Annotated in this window: 7 protein-coding genes; 3 read left to right on the forward strand and 4 right to left on the reverse strand. The window is 68.4% G+C overall.

The window, feature by feature from the left end; all coding sequences use genetic code 11:
* Positions 1–437: 437 nt before the first annotated feature.
* From ACWF4Z_RS32865 to ACWF4Z_RS32880, 4 genes are all read right to left on the reverse strand, one after another.
* The gene (locus ACWF4Z_RS32865; RefSeq protein WP_452247082.1) at positions 438–3,074 is read right to left on the reverse strand and encodes a glycogen debranching protein; all 2,637 of its coding nucleotides are present in this window, start codon (positions 3,072–3,074) and stop codon (positions 438–440) included.
* Positions 3,075–3,231: 157 nt separating this feature from the next.
* Complete coding sequence (locus ACWF4Z_RS32870; RefSeq protein WP_452247083.1) at positions 3,232–4,290, reverse strand: LacI family DNA-binding transcriptional regulator; 1,059 nt, start codon at positions 4,288–4,290, stop codon at positions 3,232–3,234.
* A gap of 88 nt (positions 4,291–4,378) precedes the next feature.
* Entirely contained in the window at positions 4,379–5,161 is a 783-nt protein-coding gene (locus ACWF4Z_RS32875) for an LLM class flavin-dependent oxidoreductase (RefSeq protein WP_452247084.1), read from the reverse strand.
* Between the two features lie 31 nt (positions 5,162–5,192).
* Positions 5,193–5,933, reverse strand: a complete 741-nt coding sequence (locus ACWF4Z_RS32880; protein ID WP_452247085.1) for an SDR family oxidoreductase — start codon at positions 5,931–5,933, stop codon at positions 5,193–5,195.
* 111 nt (positions 5,934–6,044) lie between these two features.
* On the opposite strand from ACWF4Z_RS32880, the gene ACWF4Z_RS32885 reads away from it, so the two are divergent.
* The 3 genes from ACWF4Z_RS32885 to ACWF4Z_RS32895 are packed head-to-tail and all read left to right on the forward strand — an operon-like array spanning position 6,045 to position 8,580.
* Complete coding sequence (locus ACWF4Z_RS32885) at positions 6,045–7,541, forward strand: AlkA N-terminal domain-containing protein (RefSeq protein ID WP_452247086.1); 1,497 nt, start codon at positions 6,045–6,047, stop codon at positions 7,539–7,541.
* A 2-nt stretch (positions 7,542–7,543) separates the two neighbouring features.
* Complete coding sequence (locus ACWF4Z_RS32890) at positions 7,544–8,098, forward strand: GNAT family N-acetyltransferase (RefSeq protein WP_452247087.1); 555 nt, start codon at positions 7,544–7,546, stop codon at positions 8,096–8,098.
* The gene (locus ACWF4Z_RS32895) at positions 8,095–8,580 is read left to right on the forward strand and encodes a methylated-DNA--[protein]-cysteine S-methyltransferase (protein ID WP_452247088.1); all 486 of its coding nucleotides are present in this window, start codon (positions 8,095–8,097) and stop codon (positions 8,578–8,580) included. Before ACWF4Z_RS32890 ends, ACWF4Z_RS32895 begins: the two co-directional genes overlap by 4 nt.
* Positions 8,581–8,892 lie beyond the last annotated feature (312 nt).

An 8,892-nucleotide genomic window follows, 5' to 3' on the forward strand; every position in this document is an offset into this window, starting at 1 on the left:
GTCACTGTGGACGACACGCAGGGAGTCCCCAACTGGCCACAACTCTTTACAGGAAAGGCTTGTGCGAGCAGGCCTCGCGGCGGTAGAAATGTCGACACGCTGCTTCCGAAAGCGAGTGGCGGGTCGAACGGAAACCGAGGACCCATGCGGTGGGGATCCCCACCGAGGTAGACCGGTGACGGGGTCTGCCGGCGCCTACGGACCCGTTCGGGAGGCTGGAGACGTCACCTTCCTTCAGCTAGCGGGGCCCCTCCGACTCATACTCGGAGGGGCCCCGCCTCAGTTCGCCGTAACGACACCTAGAGGTATCGATAACTCCGCGCAACCGGCAAGGTCCCAGGCAAACAAAGGCCGGCCGGTGCACACAACGGTGTGCTCCGGCCGGCGAACCGGGGTCGTGGCACTCGCGCCTGGTCGGCCACGACCCCGGAGCTTTGTCAGGTCAGCGTGATCTTCACCGCCGACGAGGTGCCGTGGGCCGGCACCTGCACCTCGACTCCACGCGTCGTCGTCACCAGCTTGTACGCCGCTGCCCGGCCGTCGATCGTGACACTCTTCACCGTGGCACCGGTCGGTAGGACGGCCCCGACCGTGACCGTTGCCCCGACACCCTTCAGCTTCACGTCGGTCCGCAACTCCTTACCAGTAAGGCGTGCTGACACATCGACGGACCCACGGCCGACCTGGATGTTGCTGCCGGCCACCTTCTGCTGACCCTCCGGCAACTGCGGTACGACGGTGAGCCGGCCATGGCCGAGATCCGGATCGACACCGAGCTGCTGATGGATCACCGGCCACAGGATTCCGTACGTGCCCCAGGCCTGAAGCGTCATCGAACGGTCGTAGAACGGCCGGCCGATGTTCGCCGCCGAGTCCGGCGACGGCGCGATCTCCGGCATCGCACCCGGCGTCTCCCAGACGTTCGGGTCGAGCTGGATCCGCGCGTTTCCGGTGGTGTAGGTCTGCTGCTGCTTCGGGCCCAGCCGACCGAAGTTGCCTTCGGCAACCGCCATGATCGAGGTGTTCAGGCTGAAGATGCTGCGCTCGCTCTGTACCTGCGACACCACCGGGTCACAGGATGCCCCATGGTTGCCGCCCGGGTCGCTGGTCGGACCGGTGCCGGTGTGGAACAGCCCGAATTCGCCCGTGTAGCAAGCGGTTTCGCGTTGATCGAGTGCGGTCGTCGCGTGCTGCTTCGACGCGAGCGGTGCGTTGGGTTGACCTGGCCGGACCAGGACCGCCTCCATCGGCGTGACTCCGATCCAGTGCCGCTGGAAGATCGGGGTGTTGTCGTTCGCGGGATTCGCCGGGTCGTCGACGGAATCGGCGTACCCCATCGCCTGCGGGACCCACCACTGTGCCTCGAAGCGGGACTCGAGATCGTTCGCGCGGGCGGTCGCCCACTGCTGGATCTTGGTGTCGTGCTTGGAGGCGGCCAGGTCGGCGAGATCGCGCAGTCCCCGGTCGAGGTAGACGGTGCTGTCGAGTTTCTCCACGCCCATGCCCGCACGCTCGACGTTCGCGAGACCCTCCGGCCAACCGTCGTTGTCCTTGTCCAGCTCGCGGTAGACGTACTGCAGGTTGCGGACGCTGAAGTCGTACATCTCGTCGCGGAACCGGTTGTCGCCGGTCCAGCGCCACAGCAGCGCCACGGTGCTCGGGAACTTCACCGTCTCGTCGGTATTGCCGGCGCTCTGGTTGGAGCCGTAGTACACGTCACCGGTCGGCGTGATTTCGTGCGCGACCTTGCCGCTGCGCTTGTTCAGGATGTCGCTGACGTCGCGCAGTGCGCGCAGATGCTGCTTCACCGTGTCGAACTGGCCGGCTGCGACCGCGCCGTACGCGGTGTACTCACCGTCGGTGGCGAACAGCCAGGGGTAGTCCGGGAAGCCGGCACCGAACCAGCGTGCGGTGTCGAGCGTCCCGACGGGTGCCGGGTAGTCCTTGCCTTCGTTGACGTCCCGGATCTTCAGGTTGTGCGACTCCTGGACGGAGTCGGCCAGGTTCTGCTTGCTCCACTCGACGCTCTGCTGCAGGAGACGATCACCAGGAAGGTCCACCGCGGACTGGCTGTCGAGCTGTTGCCGCGCAGTGCTCTTTGCCCTGAGCAACTTCTCCGGGTTGCTCAAGGCCTTGCCGTACTCGCGTTCTGCCGCGGACACACCTTGGTCCGAACCGGCGACGGCGAACCAGATCGTCTTCTCCTTGCCCGGTGTCAGCCGGACGTCGTACGTGAGCTGGCCGCCGGTGCCCTTGCCGACGAGCGAGTCGTCACAACGGGCAGGCGTCGTACCGTCGGCCGGGCAGATCACCGCCGGGTCCTGCGGTCCACGATGGTTCGGGCCGAGTGCGTGATCCGTCGGACGCAGGGACGATCCGACGAACGCGGCGTAGTCGTGCGCGGTCGCATTCGGGTACGACGGTGTGCCCTGCTCGCGGAACCGCAGTGAGCCATCTGTGTAGGCACCGGTGTCCGGCAGGTTGGCGTCGGTCGTGCCGGGCGTTGTCCAGCCCCACGGGTACGACTGCATCAGCTCGGAGTGCGCGTCCACGGCCAGCTTGACCGACTTCGCCGTACTCGAACTGAGCGTGAGGCCGACCAGGGTCGCGCGAATGCCGTCGGGGACGAAGTCGGTACGGCGAACGTTGACCGAACCGGAGTAGTCGATCCGGCTGTACCCGTGACCGCTCGTGTACTTGGCGGCGGCCACGTCCTTGCCCAGCCAGTTGCCGTCGAGGCCGAACCACAGGCCGTCCAGCAGCTTGATCGGCTGGCTCCAGAAGCCACCCATCTCACCGCGGATGTGCCAGCCGGTGGCCGGATACAGGCCGCTCTCGTCGCCCATCGCGTAGGCGCGATCACCGACGACCAGCGATCGCCGGTCGGCCAGGCGCGTGGTCGTAGACAGCTCGGACGGTGAACCAGTCACGATGGTGTTCGTGGCGGAACCGGCGCCGGATGGCCCGGCGAGTGCCGAAGCGGTACCGGCCAGAACAGTTGCCGCGGCGAGCAGGGCGATGCCGGCAGTCCGGCGTACCGGTCTGCGGCGTGGTCCTTGCGGATGGGGAGTCATATGGCGGTTCCTCCTTCTCGCGGCGCGGGTTGGCGCGCCACACATCAGTAAGTGCCTCGTCAAGAACCGTTCGGCACCTCCAGCGGCGCCCCAGACGCCCGCTGACGGCGTTGTCGTCGTCGCGCAATGCTCCGCATTGCTCTCCTCCTCCGCCTTGTCAGCGAACGACTGGACCACCGCTGGAGGCACCAACGGTCCTCGACGAGGCACTTGGGGCTGAGCTGCCCCTGATCACCAGTTCGGGTTGCAGCAGGCGTTCGGTCGTGAGGTTGGTCGGGCCGGACGACCCGGTCAGGATCGCCAGCAGTTCGGCGGCGATGTCGTCCATCGGTTGCCGGACGCTGGTCAGGCCGGGGGAGACGACCTCGGCCAGTGGCGAGTCGTCGAAGCCGGTGACCCCGAGGTCGCGGCCGGGAACGAGTCCGCGCTGGGTCAGCTCGCGGAGCGCGCCGAGGGCCAGAATGTCGCTCAGGGCAACGATTCCGTCGGGGGCCTGGCCGGAATCGAGAAGCTCGGCGGTCGCCCGGGCGCCTTCGTCCATGCTGTCTTCGCGGCATCGCATCACCAGACCGCTGGTGGGTAGCCCGAGCTCCTTGCACTGCCCACGCCAACCGGCGACGCGGTCCTCGGCCAGACCCGACGACTTCGGCCAGCCGAGGAAGGCGATCCGCCGCCGCCCGGCCCCGTGCAGATGACGAACGGCGAGCGCCGAACCGGCCGCGCCGTCGACGTCGACCCACGGGCCGGGCTGCGTGGTCTCTCCCCAGACCCGCCCGAACGAGACGAACGGGATCTCCTCCTGCTTGAGCCAGCCGTGCCGCGGATCGTGGGTCTCGGTCTGCGAGAGGACGAACCCGTCGACCAGGCGGCGCGCGTGCAGATCGTCGTACACAGGCATGCCGTCGACGCCGGGCGGCGCGGTGAAGAGCAGGATGTGGCGGCCGCTGCGTTCGGCGGCCGCGCAGAGTGCGTGCAGGAACTGGTCCATCACCAGATGGGTCTGGTTCGGCCAGCTGGGTACGCAGTACCCGATCAGCTCGACCGCGCTGGTGCGTAAGCTGCGGGCATTACGATTGGGCCGGTAGTTGAGCAGTTCGATCGAGCGGTTCACGCGTTCGAGCGTGTCCGGCCGGAGCCGGTGCGGGGCGTTGAGTGCGTTCGACACCGTCTGCACCGACACCTCGGCGTGGGCGGCGACCTGTTTCAGAGTGGCCACGCCGACCTCCTGCGGGGTTTTGAACGTTAAAAACATCCGCAGTCTCTCGTGCGACCTCGATCGTGTCAACGGGTCAGTTGGATGTCGCTCAGAGTGTCGGCGGCCCTGACCGGACGATCGCCAGCGTCTCCTCGGCGTCGAGGGGCGGAAGCCATCGACCCCACCAGGTCGCGCCCGCCGCGGCGAACGCGGCCGGGTCTCCGCCGCTCACCTTCACGTCGAAGCCGGCGGACTTGTCCCGCTCCGCGAGCAACCGCCGGACGTCGTCCGGCATGATCTGCTGTGGTGCGTCGGTCCGGCCCTTGTAGGCGCACGACCCGTCCCACCGAAGGATCCGACGTCGTACGGCGGGGACCAGCAGATCGCCACCGATCCAGATCGGGATCTTCCGTAGCGGTTGCGCAGTCAACTGCACGCCATCCAACTGGTAATGCCTGCCCGCGAAACTCACCGGCTGCCCCGACCACAATCGGTCGATCAGCTCGAGACCCTCGTCCAGCATCTCCGCGAGAACCTTCGGCGGCTCGGCCGGCATGAACGGATCCCCGGGATCACCGATCCCCACCCCGAGGACGAACCGCCCGTCGGACAGGTGATCCAGCGCCACCGCCTCGGCCGCGACCTTCCACGGCCGTCGGCGCGGAAGCGGCGTGACCGTCGTACCGATCGTGATGCGCGACGTCGCCACCGCCATCGCCGCCAGGCAGATCCACGGATCGTAGGTCGGCAGGCTCGCATCACCCTGGTATACGAGGTAGTCCTCGAGAAACAACGCGTCCCACCCGGAGTCCTCGACCACCCGCGCGAGCTCGGCCAGCCCGCGCGGGTCGCGTCCTTGTCCGACCGCGCCGACCGTCACCGAGAACTTCATGGTGGGGACGGTAGTCGCAGGTACCGACAACTTAGGCGGTATGGCCGCCGTCGATGGTGAGTTCGGTGCCGGTGATGTAGGCGCCGTGCGGACCGGCCAGGTAGGCGATTGCGGCGGCGACCTCGGCCGGGGCGCCGAAGCGGTCGAGGGCGAGGTCCGCGATCTGGGCCTCGGCGTAGGGGCCGTCCGCCGGGTTCAGGTCGGTGTCGATCGGGCCGGGCTGGACGACGTTCGAGGTGATCCCACGCGGACCGAACTCGCGGGCCAGTCCCTTGCTGAGCCCGACCAGCGCGGCCTTGCTCATCGCGTACAGCGTCATCCCGGGGCTCGTGACCCGACCGGCGGCGCAGCTGCCGAGGTGGATCAGCCGCCCGCCGTCCGCCACGAGCGGGGCGGCGGCCTGCGTGGCCGCGTACACCCCGCGCACGTTGACCGCGAGGACCCGATCGAGGTCGTCCAAGGTGAGAGTGGTGATCGGAGCGATGGCGCCGACGCCCGCGTTGTTGACCAGGATGTCGAGCCCGCCGAGCTCGTCCGCGGCCTGCCGTATGCCGTTCCCGATCGCCATCGCGTCCGCGGCGTCGACCTCGAGCGCGAACGCCCGCCGCCCGAGCGCCTCGATCTCCGTCACTATCTTCCTCGCCGCCTCCGCGGACGTGTTGTAGGTCAGCGCGACATCCGCACCGCGTTCCGCTAGTGCGAGAGCCGTCGCCGCGCCGATGCCGCGGCTGCCACCAGTGACCAGGGCCTTCTTGCCAAGGAGTTCGTTCATGTGTTCCAGTCCAGTCGAGCGCGGCCGCCCGTTCTGGCGGGAATCCGACCCGAGGACCTGGCGTCGCATTCCCGCGATACCTCGACGTCGCAAACCCGCTAGAGACTGTCGGTGGCGGCGGGGATGCTGGAGCACGTGTACGAATGCCGGGAGCGATGTATCCGCGCCGTCCAGTCGAAGGACGCGCGCTTCGACGGGTGGTTCTTCACCGCTGTCCTGACCACGAAGATCTACTGCCGGCCGAGTTGCCCGGTGGTGCCGCCGAAGGTTCAGAACATGCGGTTCTACCCGAGCGCGGCGGCCGCGCAGCAGGCCGGGTTCCGGGCCTGCAAACGCTGCCGTCCGGACGCGAGCCCGGGCTCACCGGAGTGGAACGATCGCGCCGACCTCGTCGCGCGCGCGATGCGTCTGATCGCGGACGGGGTGGTCGACCGCGACGGCGTACCAGGACTGGCCGGTCATCTCGGCTACAGCGTTCGGCAGGTGCAACGCCAACTGCTGGCCGAGCTCGGAGCCGGACCGCTCGCGCTGGCTCGGGCGCAGCGGGCACAGACCGCGCGGCTGCTGATCGAGACCAGCGACCTGCAGATGGCCGACGTCGCGTTCGCCGCGGGTTTCTCCAGTGTGCGGACCTTCAACGAGACCGTGCAGGAGGTGTTCGCCCTCCCGCCGACCGAGCTGCGCCGCAGAGCCAAGCGAGGTACGACGACCTCCGCGCCGGGCACCCTCGCCCTCCGGCTGCCGTTCCGGGCACCGCTGACCCCCGACAACCTGTTCGGTCATCTGATCGCGACCGGCGTGCCCGGGGTGGAGGAGTGGCGCGACGGTCACTACCGACGCACGCTGCGGTTGCCGCACGGCCATGGTGTGGTCGGGTTGAAACCGATGCCCGACCACATCGCCTGCCAGCTCTCGCTCACCGATCAGCGCGACCTCGCGAACGCGATCAGCCGCTGCCGGCGGATGCTCGACCTCGATGCCGATCCGGTCGCCGTGGATGAGCTGCTCGGCACGGACCCGGTGCTCGCGCCGCTGATCGTGAAGGCGCCGGGCCGTCGGGTCCCGCATACGGTCGACGGCGAGGAGTTCGCCGTACGGGCTGTGATCGGTCAGCAGGTGTCGACGGCGGCGGCTCGGACCCATGCGCATCGGTTGGTGCTGGCGCATGGCGAGCCGATCGACGATGCCGCCGGTGGGCTGACGCATCTGTTCCCGACGATGCAGGCGTTGGCCGGGCTGGATCCAGAGGCGCTGGCGTTTCCGCAGTCACGTCGTATGACGCTCACGACCTTGATCGGCACGCTTGCCGCGGGGGAGATCGACCTGGGCGCCGGAGCGGACTGGGACAAGGCGCGCGAGCAGTTGACCGCCTTGCCGGGGATCGGGCCGTGGACGGTCGAGTCGATCGCGATGCGCGCACTCGGTGACCCGGATGCCTTTGTGGCCAGTGATCTGGGTGTCCGATACGCCGCGCGTGACCTAGGCTTGCCGCAAGCCCCTCAACCCTTGACCGACCACGCGCGTGCGTGGCGGCCTTGGCGTGCGTACGCGGTCCAGTACCTCTGGGCGACGGGGGACCATGCCATCAACAAGATCCCTGTGGAGTGAGCGTGACCGAGCTGACCACCGACCGTTTGTTGCTGCGCCAGTGGCGGGACTCCGACCGCGAGCCGTTCGCCGCGCTGAACGCGGACCCGGCCGTGATGGAGCACTTCATGGGCCTGCAGAGCCGCGAGGTGAGCGACGCGCTCATCGATCGGAACATCGCGGCGATCGACGAGCGCGGATGGGGGCTGTGGGCGCTCGAGGTGAAGGAGACCGGCGAGTTCATCGGGTTCACCGGGCTGTCGGTGCCGAGCTTCGAGGCGCACTTCATGCCCGCGGTCGAGATCGGCTGGCGACTGTCGAAAGGGGCCTGGGGCAACGGCTATGCCAGCGAAGCCGCGCGGGCGTCGCTGGCGCACGGCTTCGGCCCGGCCGGGCTGGACGAGATCGTCTCGTTCACCGCGACGACGAACGAGCCGTCGCAGCGGGTGATGCAGCGGATCGGCATGATCCACGACGAGGCCGGGGACTTCGACCACGTCCGGGTGCCGGCCGGCCACCGGTTGCAGCGGCACGTCCTCTACCGGATCGACCGGCCACGCTGGGAAACGACCAGATGACGTACGGCGTGATCGACAGTCCGATCGGACCGCTCACGCTGGTCTCGACCGGCTCCGGTGAGTTAGCTGGGTTGTACATGGACAAGCACCGACATCGGCCGGAGCTCTCGGCGTTCGGGGATCGCGACGACTCGGTGCTGCCGGCCGTCGCCGAGCAGCTGACCGAGTACTTCGAGCACGGCCGGACGACGTTCGACGTACCGCTGTATCTCGCCGGCACGCCGTTCCAGGAGCAGGTCTGGAAGGCGCTCCAGGACATCCCGTACGGCGAGCTCACGACGTACGGCGAGCTCGCCCACACCCTCGGTCTCGTCCCGGGCGCCTCCCGGGCTGTCGGTCTCGCCAACGGCAAGAACCCGATCAGCATCATCGTCCCGTGCCACCGCGTCGTCGGCTCGAACGGCAGCCTCACCGGCTACGGCGGCGGCCTCGAACGCAAACAAGCCCTCCTAGACCACGAACGCGGCGGCGCCCTCTTCTAGCTCGACGTGTCCTGGAGCCGCTCCGCCGCCCGGGCACGGGTCGCCTTGCGACGGCTGACTTGTTGCCGCCTTCGGCGGGTGCGCGGGTCGTGGATCGGCCGCTCAGGTGGTGTGCGTAGAACGACTGCGCTGCGGCCGGGCCTTGCAGGGATTGTGGTGTCGCGGTTCCGGGCTGCGTGATCGTGCTGGTCGGCGCGGTGTGCGTCAAGGGCGCCTTCGGCGTCGCTGCGCGATCTTCGACCCTTGACCCACACCGCCCCGACCAGGGAAGGACGCAGCTGATATGGAGTGGTTGGTTGTCAAGAGGGCAGG

It is taken from the genome of Kribbella sp. NPDC055071 (assembly GCF_053608045.1).